The organism is Agrobacterium sp. SORGH_AS_0745, assembly GCF_030818995.1.
Taxonomy (GTDB): Bacteria; Pseudomonadota; Alphaproteobacteria; order Rhizobiales; family Rhizobiaceae; genus Agrobacterium; species Agrobacterium tumefaciens.
On the sequence record NZ_JAUTBI010000003.1, the window covers coordinates 2268875 to 2283934 of the forward strand.

Here is a 15060-nt window from a genome sequence, read left to right on the forward strand (position 1 = left end):
AAAAAACATGCCCCGTTACCTTCAAGCCACAACAGAACGTTTCGCCGTTGCTGGCAGCTTCACTATTTCACGCGGCACTCGCACACATGCGGATGTCGTAACGTGCACCATCCGCGATGGTTCCTTTACCGGCAGAGGTGAATGTGTGCCCTACCCGCGTTATGGCGAAAGCATCGAAGGCGTTATCGCCGATATCGAAGCGATGGCTGAGCAGATTGCCGGCGGCCTGACACGGCATGAATTGCAGCAGGTGATGAAACTCGGCGCCGCCCGCAATGCAGTGGATTGCGCACTATGGGACCTCGAAGCCAAGACGAGTGGCAAAAGTGCTGCCAAACATAGTCTCGGACACGCGGCAAAACCGCTCGTTACCGCCTACACTATCTCGCTTGCCGATCCCGAGACCATGGCGGCGAAAACGGCGGAAAACGCTGGCCGCCCGCTGCTGAAGATCAAGACAGGAACGGCGGATGACGAGGCGCGCCTGCGGGCCGTGCGCACCGCAGCACCTGACGCGCGCATCATCATCGACGCCAATGAGGGCTGGAACGACGATAATATCGAATATTATCTGAAACTCGCAGCGGAACTGAACATCGCGCTCATCGAACAGCCGCTTCCCGCCGGCAAGGACGCCATCCTGGCCCGCATCGACCACCCGGTCCCCATCTGCGCCGATGAAAGCGTGCATTCCACCAAGGACCTCGCCGACCTGCGCGACCGTTACGATGCGATCAACATCAAGCTGGACAAGACTGGCGGTCTCACGGAAGCACTTGTCATGAAGGCAGAGGCGGAGCGGCTAGGCTTCATCATCATGGTCGGCTGCATGCTCGGCACCTCGCTCGGCATGGCCCCCGCCGTTCTGGCCGCCCAGGGAGCCGCCTTCTCCGATCTCGACGGCCCGCTGATTCTCAGGCAGGACCGACAGCCGGGCCTCGTTTACGAGGGTTCGCTGGTTTATCCGCCGCAGCCGGAGTTGTGGGGATAAGAGCCGTCGTTCGGGTTTCGTGTGAAAGCACTCCGCCGCACATCGCAATAGTCTTTGCAGTATCACGTAAACTGTATGACCAGCCTTGCCTCACACTCGACGTCATCCTCGGGCTTGTCCCGAGGATCTATCCACGTCGCGCGAAATCAATCGGTTGCAGATCCTTGGGACAAGCCCAAGGATGACGACAGAGAGCTGAACCATCCCGCGCTTAGGGATCGGCCTGCCTGTTGAACAAACCCCAATCAGGCCGCGTGCTTGCCAATCAGACCTGGAATATCCACCGGCTCCATCTCGTCCGATGTCTGCGAAGGGACATCGGATGTCTGCATCCAGGTGATCAGCTCGAAAGTGCCATCGGCATTTTCGGCAATCGCCGTGCAGCTTTCCACCCAGTCGCCGGTGTTGATGTAGCGGATGCCGTCCATGTCTTCCATCACGGCGTGGTGGATATGGCCACAGATCACACCATCCACATTGTTGCGGCGCGCCTCGTCGGCCACTACGCGCTGGAACTCGCCGATGAAGTTGACGGCGTGTTTGACCTGCAATTTCGCCCAGGCCGAGAACGACCAGTAAGGCAGGCCGATGCGGCGGCGCACCGCAGCAAGGACGATGTTGATCGCAATCGCCGCGTCATAGGCCCAGTCACCGAGATAGGCGAGCAGGCGGGCATTGCGCACCACCACATCGAACTCGTCGCCATGGATGATGAGATATTTCTTGCCGTCTGCCGCCTCGTGGATCATGCGCTCGGCCACTTCGATACCGCCGAAATGCATGCCCGGAAACTCGCGCAGAAATTCATCGTGGTTGCCGGGAATATAAACGATGCGTGTTCCCTTGCGGGCCTTGCGCAACAACTTCTGCACCACGTCGTTGCAGCCCTGCGGCCAGTACCAGCTGCGGCGCAGGCGCCAGCCGTCGATGATGTCACCGACCAGGATGATCGTATCGGCCTCGTGATGTTTCAGGAAGTCGAGCAAAAAATCCGTCTTGGCCGCCTTGGAACCGAGATGGACATCCGAAATGAAAAGCGTTCTGAACTGTCTGGTTTCAATTTGACCGGCCACGGATTTAATCCCCTTGTTCGGTTGCGTCCCTGCGGCTTTCTTCCCTCTCAGAACCAGACTCGTGTTGCAGCAACATGACAATGGCCGGTTTTTGTATGGAATATGACCGTTGGCATCACGAAAACGCGAATAAGCCATGCCCGCATTTGCATAAGGGGGCGGCAAATAACGGCTGTACCACGGGAAAGTTTGTTGTATTCAGAGGGCCGGAATTGAACCAGACATGACGGTGGAAGACATGACCTCTCACGATAAGAACAACACGCCCGCCAACACGGCAAAGGCCGACATCGAGGAACAGGCGCTCTTTTTCCACCGCTACCCGCGCCCCGGCAAGCTGGAAATCCAGGCCACCAAGCCCCTTGGCAACCAGCGCGATCTGGCGCTTGCCTACTCGCCGGGTGTCGCCGCCCCCTGCCTCGCCATCCATGAAAATCCGGAAATGGCGGCGGAATATACCGCCCGCGCCAATCTCGTTGCAGTGATTTCCAACGGTACGGCAGTGCTTGGCCTTGGCAATATCGGCCCGCTTGCGTCCAAGCCTGTTATGGAGGGCAAGGCCGTCCTCTTCAAGAAATTCGCCGGCATCGACGTTTTCGATATCGAGATCGATGCGCCCGGCATCAACGACATGGTCTCCACCATCGCAGCGCTGGAACCCACCTTCGGCGGCATCAACCTTGAAGACATCAAGGCGCCCGAATGTTTCGAGGTGGAGCGCCAGCTGCGCGAGAAGATGAACATCCCCGTCTTCCACGACGACCAGCACGGCACGGCGATCATCGTCGCCGCCGCCGTCACCAACGCGCTGGAACTGGCCGGAAAATCGCTTTCGAGCGTCAAGATTGTTGCCTCCGGCGCCGGTGCGGCGGCCCTCGCCTGCCTCAACCTGCTTGTCGCCATGGGCGCAAAGAAAGAAAACATCTGGGTCCACGATATCGAGGGCCTCGTTTATGACGGCCGCAACTCGCTGATGGACGAGTGGAAGGAAGTCTACGCGCAGAAGACCGACAAGCGGGTTCTGGCCGACTCGATCGACGGCGCGGATGTCTTCCTCGGTCTTTCGGCGGCAGGCGTGCTGAAGCCGGAACTTCTGGAGCGCATGGCGGAAAATCCGCTGATCCTGGCACTTGCCAACCCCAATCCGGAAATCATGCCGGAAGTGGCCCGTGCTGCCCGCCCGGATGCGATGATCTGCACCGGCCGTTCGGATTTCCCGAACCAGGTCAACAACGTGCTCTGCTTCCCCTATATCTTCCGCGGCGCGCTGGATTGCGGCGCAACCACGATCAACGAGGAAATGAAGATGGCCGCCGTGCAGGCCATCGCCGAGCTTGCCCGCGAGGAAGTCTCGGAAGTCGCCGCCAAGGCCTATAGCGGCGAAACGCCGATCTTCGGCCCGAACTACCTCATTCCCTCGCCTTTCGATCCGCGTCTCATCCTGCGCATCGCGCCGGCCGTTGCCCGTGCTGCCGCCGCAAGCGGCGTCGCCGCCCGGCCAATCAGCGATTTCGAAGCCTATCTCGACCAGCTCAACCGCTTCGTCTGGCGTTCCGGCTTCATCATGAAACCGGTCTTCAACGCCGCCAAGGTTGCCGAAAAGAAGCGCATCATCTTTGCTGAAGGCGAAGACGAGCGCGTGCTGCGCGCCGCACAGGTGCTTCTGGAAGAAGGGACCGGCATCCCGATCCTCATCGGCCGCCCGCAGATCATCGAAACGCGCCTGAAGCGCTTCGGCCTGCGCATCCGTCCGAATACCGATTTTGCGGTGGTCAATCCGGAAGACGATCCGCGTTACCGCGATTACGTCGATGATTATTTCGCCCTGGTCGGCCGCGCTGGCATCAACCCGGAGGCGGCCCGCACCATCGTGCGCACCAACTCCACGGTCATCGGCGCGCTGTCGGTGAAGCGTGGTGAGGCGGATGCGCTGATCTGCGGTCTGGAAGGCCGTTACGACCGGCACCTGCGCGACGTGAACCAGATCATCGGCAAGCAGGAAAGCGTTCGCTCTTTCGCAGGCCTCAGCCTGCTCATCACCCAGCAGGGCGCGCTGTTCCTCACCGACACCTTCGTCAACAACGATCCGACCTCCGAAGAAGTGGCTGAAATGGCCATTCTCGCGGCAAAGGAAATCCGCCGCTTCGGAATCACGCCGAAGATCGCGCTCGCCAGCCACTCCAATTTCGGGTCGCGCGATTCGGAAAGCGCCCGCAAGATGCGCCGCGCCCTGAAGATCGTGCAGGCAGCGGCACCCGAACTGGAAGTGGACGGCGAAATGCAGGGCGGCTCAGCACTTTCGGAAGCGCTGCGCAAGCGCGCCATGCCCAACAGCGTGCTGACCGGCGAAGCAAACCTGCTGGTCTTCCCGAACCTCGATGCCGCAAACATCACGCTCGGCGTCACCCGCACGCTGACGGAGGGCCTGCATGTCGGCCCCATCCTGCTTGGCACGGCTCTTCCCGCCCATATCCTGTCGCCCAGCGTCACCTCGCGCGGCGTTGTCAACATGGCGGCCTTTGCCGTCGTGCAGGCATCGCACCCTTCGGTGTGATGAAGGCGTATTAACGCAGTTTTGAACATGCTGTTGCCGCATTGCGGCAACAGCTTATGTTATCTTCCTGAAACACGGATTTCCCGAAGCATAACACCCTCGCCACCGGCCGGGGACATCGAACGGATCGCACCATTGACCCGGCGCCGCAGCATTATCGGCCTCCTGCTTCCCCTTGTTTTCATCGCCCCGGCCGCTGCTTTCGCGGATCAGGTCTGCGATACGCTTTATGCGCAGCTGCGCGAACCGCCGCGTGTCATCGGCAACACCGCCGAGGTACGGCGTTACGCCAATGCGCTCACCCGCCAGAACATCGAGATCCGCAGGATCAGGAACGATCTGCGCCGTTACGGCTGTTCATCCGCAAGCGTCACCGTTTATGGCAGCCCGAATGCCGAACTCTGCGCGGAGATCAGCGACGCGATGGCGGATGCGCAGAGCGAACGCGATGCCATCATCCGTGACCGCGACTATGCCATGGCGGCCCAGGGCAGCGATGATGGCGACATCAGACGCCAGCGCATTCTCGCCGCACTCGACGCCAATGGCTGCAGCGCCATTCCGGAAACGGAAGCGCGCCAGCCGACGGCACCCGATGTGACACGTTACCCCGACGCCTTCGGCGAACAGGGCAACCCGCCGGGACAGGCAGGGCTTTCGACCTACCCCAATGCCGCTGCGGAGGGCGGGCTCAGGACGCTGTGCGTGCGCACCTGCGACGGCTCGTTTTTCCCCATCGCTTCCAATGCCTCGCCGCTCGATTTCCGTGCGCAGGCCGAACAATGCCAGAAAATGTGTCCGGGTACGCAGACGGAGCTTTATTTCCACTCCATGACGGAGCAGGAAACGGCTGACATGGTCTCGGCTGAAACAGGAAAGCCCTATAAGGACCTGCCGACCGCCTTTGCTTATCGAAATGCCTCAACGAAAGCCCCAGGCTGCGCCTGCAACATGGCCGCCTATCACGAGGAGATGAAGCAGCAGGAGGCTGCGCGGCCGGAAGCTGAGAAACCCTATTCCAGCATCACGACCATTCCACCACCGCAAGGTGACACCCCCAAAAAACCCACCGAACTGCAGCAGGCCGCAAAGCCGCCGGAACAACCGGTTCCGGAACGCGACTATGACCCGAACAACAGCAGGGTCCGCGTCATCGGCCCTAAATTCCTGCCCGACCAGACAGGCCGGATCGACCTGAAGAACCCGGCGCTGAAGGGCATTCAGCCGCAGCAATAGCTCCCATCAAGCACGCGGTATGGAGTTGGCAACGCTCTATCTCACTCACAAGGCGGTCGCGTGTTCTCTTTACCGCCCGCCCCAGCGATTGCGAAACACCAGCTCCTCCAGCGGCACGCGCTGGCGCCAACCCTTCACCGCCAGTTCCGGCTCGGTATAAAGTGTATCGACGCGGCCGAGGCATAGCCAGGCGACGATCTCGATGTGGTCCGGGATTTCCAGAATGGTCCGAATGTCGCTATCGTGGAAAATGCTGACCCAGCCGACGCCGATGCCTTCGGCGCGCGCTGCAAGCCAGAGGTTCTGGATGGCGCAGACGGTGGAATAGACATCGGTGCGCGGATTGTGGGTACGGCCCAGCACCACCTTGCCGCCACGCGTCGGATCGCAGGTGACGCAGATGCTGAGCGGCGCCTTGCGGATGCCCTCAAGCTTGAGGCTGCGGTAAAGCGCCTGCTGCTCCCCCTCGAACATCGCCGTCGCCTCGCCATTGGCGCGGCTGAAGGCAACCCAGGCTGCCTGCCTGACCGCACCGTCAGTGACGAGCGTGAAATTCCACGGCTGCATGAAACCGACCGAGGGCGCGGAATGCGCCGCCTTCAGCAAGCGCTCGACCACATCTTCCGGCAATGGATCCGGAAGGAACTGGTCGCGCACATCACGGCGGGTTTCGATGGCACGGTAGATCGCCTCTCGCTCCCCCTCGGAAAACGGGTAGGCGGGCGAAAGCGCGTGATCGAATGCATTTGCGTCGAGCGAACTGGTCGCGAGTGGATCGGTCGGCATCGTCTATCCCCAACAATGCTGGCGCGCCGCCACGAAAACCGGCTCCGGTTTTCGCCTGCACGACGCGCTGCTGCAACAACCTGCCGCCGTCCACGCGGTCTGGTCTATCCTGTCAGGCCGGTCTTCTGACTCGGCTTCATCCGCCCACTTTCGCCTTCCCGAATGGATTCAGTGGCATCAAGAAAAAGGGCATCCGCCTCACAGCGCTGGGCACGTTCCGGTCTTGCACCGGATTCCCGATTCTCCCGCCCTAAAGGGCAGGCACCTGACGAAGAAGCTTATGAGCAACAAAGATTGCAAATACAAGTATCTTGCGCAGCGATGCGGCAATGTGACCGTGGCCACCTCACCGGCGTATTGCGGCCTTCAGCCGCCGCGCAGACGCGCGCCAGCTGAAGCACCCCTACCGCATCACCCAACGGGAAAATACCGCACATAAGCGAACTCATCCCCGTCCGGTGACCAGTTGGGGGAATTCATCGTTCCCTGCCCGCCGAAAAGGTCAAACAGCGTTTCGGCATTGCCGCCATCCATATCCATCAGCCGCACGCGCACGTTGAGGTCGCGCGGATGGTCGAAGACATCGGCGTCGTAGGAGACGAAGACGACCTTGTCACCGCTGGGGGACGGATGCGGGAACCAGTCGCCATAGGCGCTGTCGGTGATACGCTCGACGGCCGAGCCATCCACCCGCACGCGCCAGATCTGCATCTGGCCGGTGCGGCTGGAGTTGAAATAGATCCATTCTCCATCCGGCGAATAATCCGGCCCGTCATTGCGGCCCTCACCATGGGTAAGGCGTGTCTCAACACCGCTGTCTATGTCCATGGAATAAATATCGAAAACCTGATCGCGAATGCCGCAATAGGCGAAACCTTTCCCGTCCGGCGACCAGCCGTGCCAGTAGGACGGAAGGTTCTTAGTCATCAGACGCGGCGTTCCGCCCGTCGAAGGCAGCAGATAGATGGCACTCTTGCCGAACTCCACCTTGTCGGAAATGGCATAAAGCGAACCGTCAGGCGAAATGCCGTGGTCATTGTTGCAGATTGTCGCAAAGCCGGTATCGACCTTTTCCGGCGAAGGGTCGCCGGCAAGTGACAGGCGATAAAGCAGACCGTCGCAGTTCAGAAGCAGGTATTTCCCGTCCGGCGACCAGTTCGGAGCCTCGAACAGCTCCGGCGTCTGCCAGACCACCCGCATCTGCCGAGTGCGGATGTTGAAGATTTCGATGGAACTGCGCATGCTGCCTCCCGGGCCTGTCGATCGTCTGGCGTGGAGCGTTGAATGGCACAAACATTCCGTTTGCATCCGCCACCGCCGTGATTATGATCCTATTGCCGCAGGCACCGCCCTGCAAATTCAAATAGGAAAAAACAGCAGCGTTCCGGCACCGCCCGCTCCCCTGCCCGTTTCTCCCAGATCCGAGGTTCCGCGATGAACACCATCGCCGTTCACGGCATCCGCTTCGGTCGGATCGCCGCAATGCTTCCTGTCAAGAATATCGAGAAGGCCCATGACTTTTATGTCCGTGTGCTGGGCTTCGAAAAGACCTTCGAAAACGGCAACCCTGTCGGTTTCATGATCCTGAAACAAGGTAATGCCGAGTTGCACCTGACATTGCAGTCGACGCACAAACCGGCCCCCTTCAATGTGGCGCATATGCTGGTCAGCGACGCCGGCGCGCTGCACGCGCTTTGCAAAAGCCACGGGCTTCGCATCATCAAAAGTCTGCAGGACAAGGATTATGGCCTGCGGGCCTTCGTTTTCGAAGACCCGGATGGTAACCGCATCGATGTGGGGCAGGTTATTTAACGAGATAGGGAGACGGCGCGGCGTGTCCGCGCCGTTGGAGGAAAAGGATGCTTCTTCGCCATCGATATATGGCGAAGCCGCAGCATCCGCACTCCGTCACCCCGAACTAGATTCGGGGTCCAGCAAGCTCCCCCATGCCCTCCTTCGACTACCTGTCCCTGAAACGGTTGGTAATCGGATAACGGCGATCGCGGCCGAAGTTCTTCTTGGTGATCTTCACCCCGGGCGCGGATTGGCGGCGTTTGTATTCGGCGAGATAGAGCAGATGCTCGATCCGGTGCACCGTCGCGATATCATGGCCACGCGCGAGGATTTCCTCGACCGACATTTCCTTTTCCACCAGGCACTCCAGAATATCGTCCAGCACCGGATAGGGCGGCAGCGAATCCTGGTCTGTCTGGTTGGGTCGCAATTCGGCGGATGGCGCCTTGGAGATGATATTGGCGGGGATCACTTCGCCGGATGGCCCGAGCGCGCCCGGCGGCACATGGGAATTGCGCCAGCTGGAGATGGCGTAGACCTGCATCTTGTAGAGGTCCTTGATGGGATTGAAACCGCCATTCATGTCGCCATAAAGCGTCGCATACCCCACCGACATTTCCGACTTGTTGCCTGTTGTCACCACCATCGAGCCGAACTTGTTGGAAACGGCCATGAGAATGGTGCCGCGTGTACGGCTCTGCAGGTTTTCTTCGGTAATGCCTTCTTCCGTGCCTTCGAACATTTCCGAAAGCGCCGAAAGGAACCCATCCACCGGTTCGGCAATGGGCACGATATCGTAACGGCAGCCGAGCGCCCTGGCGCAATCGGCTGCGTCCTTCAGCGAATCCTCGGAGGTGTAACGATAGGGCAGCATGATGCAGCGCACCCGCTCTTCGCCCAGCGCATCAACAGCAAGCGCAGCGCAGATCGCCGAATCGATACCGCCGGAAAGGCCGAGAACCACGCTCTTGAAGCCGTTCTTGTTGACGTAATCGCGAAAGCCCAGCATGCAGGCGCGGTAATCCGCCTCCTCGCCTTCAGGGATTTTCGAGAAAGGACCGCTCTCACAGCGCCAGCCTTCTGCGGTGCGTTTCCAATCGGTAACGGCAAGGGTCGCCTCGAACTGGCTCATCTGGAAGGCAAGGGTCTTGTCGGCATTGAAACCGAAGCTCGCGCCGTCGAAAACCAGCTCGTCCTGCCCGCCAAGCTGATTGGCGAAGACCAGCGGCAAGCCGCTTTCGATTACCTGCTTCAGCGCCACCTGATGGCGCACATCCAGCTTGCCGCGATAATAGGGCGAACCATTCGGCACCAGCAGGATTTCCGCCCCGCTTTCGGCAAGCGTTTCGCACACACCCATATCGTTCCAGATTTCCTCGCAGATCGGAATGCCGATCCTGACACCGCGGAAATTATAGGGACCGGAGATCGAACCTTCGGCGAAAACACGTTTTTCATCGAACTCGCCGTAATTCGGCAGGTCAATCTTGTCACGCAGCGCGATGATCCTGCCGCCATCCAGAAGCGCAACCGAATTGTGCCGGCCCGTTTCACCCTGACGCGGAAAACCGATGACGACGCCCGGCCCGCCATCGGCGGTTTCCGCCGCCAGTTCTTCCACGGCCTTCAGGCACGCTTTCAGAAAAGCCGGCTTCAATACCAGGTCTTCCGGCGGATAGCCGGATATGAACAGCTCGGTCAGAAGCAGGAGATCGGCACCCTGCGTCGCCGCATCGGCCCGTGCTTCACGCGCCATGGCGAGATTGCCCGCCACGTCGCCAACAGTCGGATTGAACTGCCCGACGGCAATTCGAAGATGGTTTTTGATGTCGTGTCTGTCGCTCATGGCTTTTCAATACCGCGCCCGTGCCCGCTCCGCAACGCGGCAATTGCATGCCGCACCACCTTGATAGGATGAAGCCGCAACCGGCATTCACGCTAAGGTTATCACCGCACCGGCCACACTCCGCAAAGTTCATGTCGCGTTCATCGCGCTTATGTGACAGTTACATGACAGTTTTGCGACGCCCCGATTCACCTCCCCGAATTGCGCGGTGTCGCCTCGTAATACCGGAGTATGAGTTTGAGAAATTCGGCGCCAAAAACAACGGCTTCCGAAAAGGCTGATTTTGTCTTTTCGCCTGCATGGACGCGGAGCCTTTCCAAGCTTTCGGGTAAGGCCTACACGCTTGCCAATCTGACATTTTCGTCGGTCGTGCTTGTCGTCGCGCTGGAATGGATCGCCCGCGGTTCGCTAGTTGATGTCGGCACCTTCCTCACCTCATCCGCCCGCCCCGGCATGACGACCATCGCCGCCGTGCTGCTGCTGCTCGTAGCGCTGGATTCCATCCTCGGCCGCCGTTACCTGTCGCTCATCGCCGTTGCGCCGCTTTGCGCGCTGACAGGGCTTATTTCCGCGCAGAAACAGACCTATCTCTCCGATCCGCTTTATCCCTCCGACCTGCTGTTCGGCCGGCAGATCCTCGAGCTTCTGCCCACCATGCTGAAAGCCCAGCCGGTGACGGCCGTGCTGGTCGGCCTTGGCCTTTGCGCCACGGTTGCGGCCCTTTCCACCCTGTGGCTGCTGGCGCGGCGTTATTCGCCGGGCTTGAGCTGGCGCGAACGCGCCGCAGGTCTTGTGCTGGCGCTGCCGCTTCTGGCCGGCCTCGCCTCGCTCATGGACTATTCGCATTATTCGTGGGTGCGCGATCGTCTCAACATCATCCCCATGATGTGGGATCAACAGGAGAATTACCGCCATAACGGTTTCCTGATGGCCTTTGCCTTCAATATTCCCATGGCCAACGTCTCGGCGCCGCAGGGTTACGGCGAAAACAGCATCGCAGACCTGACCTCGGAACCCGCCGCCTTTGCCGCCAACACGGGCGATTACCCTGATGTCATCATGTTGATGAGCGAATCGCTGTGGGATCCGACACGGCTTGAAAACGTGAAGCTCTCTGCCGATCCGATGCCCAACATCCGCGCCAAGCAATCCGGCAACGTGTTCTCGCCGGAATTCGGCGGCATGACGGCGAATGTGGAATTCGAGGCGCTGACCGGCTTTTCCAACGCCTTCCTGCCCTATGGCAGCATTCCTTATCAGCAATATATCCGCCGCCCGGTGCCCTCGCTTGCCAGCTTCTTCCGTGGCGAAGGATATTCGGCCATCGCCATGCATCCGTTTCAGGAATGGTTCTGGAACCGCAAGGAAGTCTACAGGAATTTCGGCTTCGAGGAGTTCCGCTCGGAAGAGACATTGCCGCCCATGGAAAAGCGCGGCAACTTCGCCTCCGACGACGCGCTGATGGACCAGATCATGGTGGCCGCGGACGATGCGCGCAACCCGCTCTTCCTCTTCGCCGTCACCCTGCAGGGACACGGACCTTACGAGGCGGGCCGTTATGCCGGCGACACCATCGGCGTAGAGGGCGATCTTTCCGCTTCCGCATCGCAGGCGCTTGGTACCTATGCGCAGGGCGTGGCGGAGGCCGACGACGCCCTTCTGAAGCTGATGCGCTGGGCAAAAAAGCGCGAGCGCGAAACCATCATCGTGCTCTTCGGCGATCACCTGCCGCCGCTTGGCCAGACATTCGTGGAAAGCGGCTACATGCCGGGCATGGTGGCCAGCCGCCGCGCGCCGCTGGAAGTCATGAAAAAGGAACACGAGACGCCGCTCGTCGTCTGGTCCTCGAAGACGGGGGTGCGCAAGAATATCGGCACCATCAGCCCGGCGCTGTTGCCCTATCACGTACTGAAAACAGCCGGTTTCTCAGACCCCTTCTATACGGGGACTTTGGGTGAAGTGCAGGATGCGTTTTCCGTCGTCGACCGGCATATGCTGGTGGCAACGGATGGCAAGGCGCTGCCCGACTGGTCGATTTCACCCAATTCCATTCCGGACGTGGTGCGCAATTATCGCCTGCTGCAATTCGACATGATGTTCGGCGAGCAATATGGCCGAGAGCGCTTCTTCCCCGGCTTCAACTGGGTAAATGACGCTACACCCTCCGTCTGATGGGGCTGGATGTCTAAACGGCATGGCAGCGGAAATCGTTTGAATTCCATTGCCATGCGGGTTTATCTCGACAGGGCCGTAACGAACCATCAGCACCACGAGAAGCACCGTGTCAGACATCTCCGACTATATCGTTTCGCACTTCAAGCGCTCCTCCCGGGAAATCGGCGAGGTCGAGCGTCGTATTCTGGAGCTGTCGCACCAGAAAAAGCTGGTCTCGACCGACACCAATGCGGAATTTTCCGCCGGGGCAAACCTGGGCGACAGGCTGGCCGACAGCATTGCAAGGGTTGGCGGCTCCTGGGGATTTATCCTCAGCTTCTGCTTTTTCCTGGTGTTCTGGGCAATCATCAACACCATCGTGCTGACGACGCGGGCCTTCGACCCCTACCCCTTCATCTTCCTCAATCTTCTGCTCTCCATGCTCGCGGCCATTCAGGCGCCGATCATCATGATGTCGCAGAACCGGCAGGCCGCTCGTGACCGTTTCGAGGCCGCCAAGGATTATGAGGTGAACCTGAAAGCCGAGCTTGAGGTGCTGTCTCTGCACGAAAAGATCGACGTGAAGGTACTGGCCGAACTGGCAGCACTCAGGCAGGACCTCGCTGCCCTTCACCGCCATGTGACCCGGAAAGAAGACTGACGAAAAAGAACCGGCGCGCGAAAATCCATCCCCGCTTTTCCCCGCCCCGCCTTACCCTGTTATCTTGAATGCAGTCCTGCCGGGTAGACGCCAGACGTGGCGTAAACCGAAGGACGGTCCTGGTGGTGGGAACGGTGGCACGTTCATGGTGACAGGACCATTTCGCAAAAGGCCGTGCACTGCCTCTTGCGAAATACGGCTTTCTGGAATGCCCGGTTGCGCAAGCATCCGTACAATCCAACCCCAATCAGCGCGTGACCGGGCACAACCCGTCTGAAACTACGAAAACCCGACGGCGAAGGCCGTGCCGGGCGCAAAGGCGCATCTTTGCGTCGCAAAACGACAAGCGGGCAAAACGGTTACGAATCCGTCAGATTATTGCGCTACAGATTGACGCAGGCGTTTGTTGCATTGCACTCTTGTGTGCAAGGCTGACAAGGGAATCACTTCCCCTGGTCAAAATGGCATCACGACCATTTCGCGGCAGCGCCATCCCGGATGCGACATCCGGTCATTGCAATACATTCTGTTCCGGGGTTTTCATGTACCAGTTCGATCTGATTGTTATCGGCAGCGGTCCGGCGGGAAGACGCGCCGCCATCCAGGCCGCCAAGCTCGAAAAGAGGGTTCTGGTCATCGAGAAGGGCAGCCGCGTCGGCGGCGTTTCGGTGCACACAGGTACCATCCCTTCCAAAACATTGCGCGAAACCGCGCTCAATCTCACCGGCTGGCGCGAACGCGGTTTTTATGGCCGCTCCTACCGCGTCAAGCAGGAAATCGACGCGGACGATCTGCGCCGCCGCCTGCTGATCACGCTCGACCACGAGGTCGAGGTGCTGGAACACCAGTTCGCCCGCAACCGCGTGCAGCACATTCGCGGCACGGCAAGCTTCGTCGATGCCAACACGGTGAAGGTGGTGAAGAACGACGGTGAAGTCATGAACGTCACCGGCGCTTCCATTCTGCTCGCCATCGGCACGCGGCCCTACCGGCCACCGCATATTCCCTTCGACGGCGCGGCAGTGCTCGATTCGGACGAGATACTCGAGATCAAGGAACTGCCGCGCTCCATGGTCGTTGTTGGCGCGGGCGTCATCGGCATCGAATATGCCACGATCTTCAGTGCGCTCGACACGCAGGTAACGGTGGTGGAACCGCGCGAAACCATGCTGGAATTCATCGACAAGGAAATCGTCGAGGACTTCACCTATCAGTTGCGCGACCGTAACATGAAGCTGATCTTCGGCCAGAAAGCGGAAAAGGTGGAGCGCGACGACAGCGGCAAATGCCTCGTTTCGCTCAGCAACGGCCGCGTCCTTAAAGCCGAGACGGTGTTGTTCGCCGCCGGACGCGTCGGCGCAACCGATACGCTCAACCTTTCCGCCTGTGGGCTGGAAGCCGACAGCCGCGGCCGCCTGAAGGTCAATCCCGAGACCTTCCAGACAACAGTGCCGAACATTTACGCCGCCGGCGATATCATCGGTTTCCCGAGCCTCGCCTCCACCTCGATGGAACAGGGCCGTATCGCCGCCCGCCACGCGGTCGGTGCACCGGCCGGTGAACCGCCGCAGTTCTTCCCTTACGGCATCTATGCCGTTCCAGAAATCTCCACCTGCGGCCTGACGGAAGAAGAAGTCACTGAACGCCACATTCCCTATGAATGCGGCATCGCCCATTTCCGCGAAACCTCACGCGGCCATATCATGGGTCTCGACAGCGGGTTGCTGAAGATGATCTTCTCGCTGAAAACCCGCCGTCTGCTCGGCGTCCACATCGTCGGCGAAGGTGCCACCGAACTGGTGCATATCGGCCAGGCGGTGCTGAACCTGAAGGGTACGGTGGAATATTTTGTCGAGAACACCTTCAACTACCCCACGCTTGCCGAGGCCTACAAGATTGCCGGTCTCGACGCGTGGAACCGCATGGGTGAGCTGAAGAAGGATTGAGGTTGGCTGTTGCGGGGTG

At 60.0% G+C, this 15060-nt stretch carries 11 protein-coding genes and 1 riboswitch; of the genes, 7 read left to right on the plus strand and 4 right to left on the minus strand.

What is annotated here, in order from left to right; translation table 11 throughout:
- The first annotated feature begins 7 nt into the window (after positions 1-7).
- Entirely contained in the window at positions 8-991 is a 984-nt protein-coding gene (gene dgcA / locus QE432_RS20840) for an N-acetyl-D-Glu racemase DgcA (RefSeq protein ID WP_306625505.1), read from the plus strand.
- A 245-nt stretch (positions 992-1236) separates the two neighbouring features.
- Here the strand turns inward: dgcA and QE432_RS20845 are convergent, their stop codons facing one another.
- Positions 1237-2073 (minus strand): UDP-2,3-diacylglucosamine diphosphatase, encoded by an 837-nt coding sequence (locus QE432_RS20845; RefSeq protein WP_025593573.1) that lies wholly within the window; start codon positions 2071-2073, stop codon positions 1237-1239.
- A gap of 229 nt (positions 2074-2302) precedes the next feature.
- Between QE432_RS20845 and QE432_RS20850 the strand changes: the two genes are divergently transcribed.
- Entirely contained in the window at positions 2303-4618 is a 2316-nt protein-coding gene (locus QE432_RS20850) for an NADP-dependent malic enzyme (protein ID WP_003515491.1), read from the plus strand.
- 135 nt (positions 4619-4753) lie between these two features.
- Positions 4754-5854 carry a DUF2865 domain-containing protein gene (locus QE432_RS20855; protein WP_162632916.1) on the plus strand — a complete coding sequence of 367 codons (1101 nt, stop codon included), beginning with the start codon at positions 4754-4756 and terminating at the stop codon, positions 5852-5854.
- A 69-nt stretch (positions 5855-5923) separates the two neighbouring features.
- On the opposite strand, the gene bluB is transcribed toward QE432_RS20855, so the two are convergent.
- Positions 5924-6640, minus strand: a complete 717-nt coding sequence (gene bluB / locus QE432_RS20860) for a 5,6-dimethylbenzimidazole synthase (RefSeq protein WP_013636240.1) — start codon at positions 6638-6640, stop codon at positions 5924-5926.
- Positions 6641-6738: 98 nt separating this feature from the next.
- A riboswitch (cobalamin riboswitch) is annotated at positions 6739-6924 on the minus strand.
- Positions 6925-7051: 127 nt separating this feature from the next.
- On the minus strand, positions 7052-7882 hold the full coding sequence (locus tag QE432_RS20865) for a TolB family protein (RefSeq protein ID WP_065702470.1): 831 nt from the start codon (positions 7880-7882) through the stop codon (positions 7052-7054).
- Between the two features lie 192 nt (positions 7883-8074).
- On the opposite strand from QE432_RS20865, the gene QE432_RS20870 reads away from it, so the two are divergent.
- Positions 8075-8452 carry a VOC family protein gene (locus QE432_RS20870; RefSeq protein ID WP_111782479.1) on the plus strand — a complete coding sequence of 126 codons (378 nt, stop codon included), beginning with the start codon at positions 8075-8077 and terminating at the stop codon, positions 8450-8452.
- Between the two features lie 148 nt (positions 8453-8600).
- Here the strand turns inward: QE432_RS20870 and QE432_RS20875 are convergent, their stop codons facing one another.
- Positions 8601-10280 (minus strand): NAD+ synthase, encoded by a 1680-nt coding sequence (locus tag QE432_RS20875; protein WP_003515500.1) that lies wholly within the window; start codon positions 10278-10280, stop codon positions 8601-8603.
- 231 nt (positions 10281-10511) lie between these two features.
- Here QE432_RS20875 and QE432_RS20880 point away from each other — a divergent pair, with 231 nt between their 5' ends.
- The 3 genes from QE432_RS20880 to sthA all read left to right on the plus strand — a co-directional run bounded on the left by QE432_RS20880 (position 10512) and on the right by sthA (position 15041).
- Entirely contained in the window at positions 10512-12452 is a 1941-nt protein-coding gene (locus tag QE432_RS20880) for an LTA synthase family protein (RefSeq protein WP_306625509.1), read from the plus strand.
- A 109-nt stretch (positions 12453-12561) separates the two neighbouring features.
- Positions 12562-13095, plus strand: coding sequence for a DUF1003 domain-containing protein (locus QE432_RS20885; protein ID WP_003515504.1), 534 nt, complete (start codon positions 12562-12564; stop codon positions 13093-13095).
- A 542-nt stretch (positions 13096-13637) separates the two neighbouring features.
- Positions 13638-15041 carry a Si-specific NAD(P)(+) transhydrogenase gene (gene sthA / locus QE432_RS20890; RefSeq protein ID WP_003515506.1) on the plus strand — a complete coding sequence of 468 codons (1404 nt, stop codon included), beginning with the start codon at positions 13638-13640 and terminating at the stop codon, positions 15039-15041.
- Positions 15042-15060: the final 19 nt, after the last annotated feature.